This is a genomic window from Mesorhizobium sp. M7A.F.Ca.CA.002.05.1.1, from assembly GCF_003998335.1.
In the GTDB taxonomy this organism is placed as follows: Bacteria; Pseudomonadota; Alphaproteobacteria; order Rhizobiales; family Rhizobiaceae; genus Mesorhizobium.
Genome location: NZ_RZQI01001418.1, coordinates 1 through 908, shown reverse-complemented (window position 1 = coordinate 908; position 908 = coordinate 1). Strand labels below are relative to the sequence as shown.

The 908-nt window shown below is 60.2% G+C and carries 1 protein-coding gene; it reads right to left on the bottom strand.

Annotation, left to right across the window (positions count from 1 at the left end; all coding sequences use genetic code 11):
• Nucleotides 1-304 precede the first annotated feature (304 nt).
• A complete protein-coding gene (locus tag EN939_RS36020; RefSeq protein ID WP_023811018.1) occupies nt 305-766 on the bottom strand; it encodes a L,D-transpeptidase in 462 nt (153 codons plus the stop codon).
• Between the last annotated feature and the right edge of the window lie 142 nt (nt 767-908).

The window sequence follows — 908 nt, the reverse complement described above, 5'->3', positions numbered from 1 at the left end:
CTTCGTCGTGCCCATGTTCTACCCCTTCATCGCCAGCAAGGACCTGCCTCATTTGGCGGAGAAGCCGGATCCCAAGCTGATGCCGGCACTGCCGAGCTAGGGTGGGGCTTCCTGCCCGGAAATGCGCAGGACAAATGCAAAAGAAAAGAGGCCGGAAACTTTCCGGCCTCTTTTCTTTTTGGCTGGGCTCCGCCGGTTTGAGCTGTACGCAATACCTCGGTTCGAGCTGTGCTCATACCGCAGCGTTTTCCGGTGGGAGCCTCGAGGCGCGCCAGCATGCTGACACGCCACCGTTTCCAGCCTGCTACTTGACGATGACGATGCTGGTGTTGGTCGCCCCGAAGGTTTCGACGAGCTGGTAGAAATCGGCCGCGTTGTCGGGGTGCAGCCGCACGCAGCCATGCGAAGCCGGCTGGCCGAGGCGCTTGATCGCGTAGGTCGCGTGTACCGCATAGCCGCCGCTGAAGAAGACCGAGTGCGGCATCGGGGCGTTGTCGTATTTCTTCGAATACCACATCTCATGCATGCGGGTCGGCTTGAACGAGCCGGTCGGCGTCACATGGGCCCGGTCGCCGGTGGAGACTTTCCAGGCGAAGGTCGGCCGGCCGTCGACGGAGACTTCCATGATCTGCTGCGAAAGCGAAACGCGTGCCACGATCTTGTTGGCGGCGTGCGCCGCACCCGAGCCGGCGCCGAGCAGCAGTGCTGCACCAGTCAAGGCAGCGGCGGTGATGTTGATAAGCTTGGCGGAAATGGCGGTATGCATGATGAAGTCCCCTCTCTCTGCCGGTTGGCCGGCTCCAGTTCGATGGCCGCTTATCCCAACGTCATGTTTCGAGAAGATTTCGCAAAACGCTCGTTTCTGTTTCGAATCTGTTTCCGCTGGTTAACAAACGCCTCCTTATAAC

Excerpts from the sequence above, each read along its gene's own strand:
- EN939_RS36020 (WP_023811018.1), bottom strand. The coding sequence starts at position 766 with ATGCATACCGCCATTTCCGCCAAGCTTATCAACATCACCGCCGCTGCC.